This window comes from Vibrio sp. 10N.222.52.B7 (genome assembly GCF_041474275.1).
GTDB classification, from domain to species: Bacteria; Pseudomonadota; Gammaproteobacteria; order Enterobacterales; family Vibrionaceae; genus Vibrio; species Vibrio crassostreae_C.
Genome location: NZ_JBFRTU010000476.1, coordinates 1 through 298 on the forward strand (window position 1 = coordinate 1; position 298 = coordinate 298).

At 45.3% G+C, this 298-nt stretch carries 1 pseudogene; it reads right to left on the reverse strand.

Annotation, left to right across the window (positions count from 1 at the left end):
* Window positions 1–298 (reverse strand): annotated as a pseudogene (locus tag AB4512_RS23760) (AraC family transcriptional regulator); the annotation flags it as partial.

Consider the following 298-nt stretch of genomic DNA (forward strand, 5'->3'; position numbering starts at 1 on the left):
GGTTTGACGTTGTCAGTTCACTCTGCTGTTGGTTTTGTTCCTGAATTGGTGCCGTGCTAGTACTCACAACGACTACAGCCCCAACAATTGCGGGAATAAGAACTAGGTAACCAATAGACAGAATTAAGTCGGTGTGTTGTGCGTTAAGCAGCAAAATATCATACGACATAATGCTATCCACGAGAGCCGAAAACAGTAAGGCGATACCTGCCGTACGCTCAGCATACAAAACATTCGATACATCACTCAGCCTGACGTGCTCTGGGAAGTTAAACGATGATTTCAACAACAAGCAGCC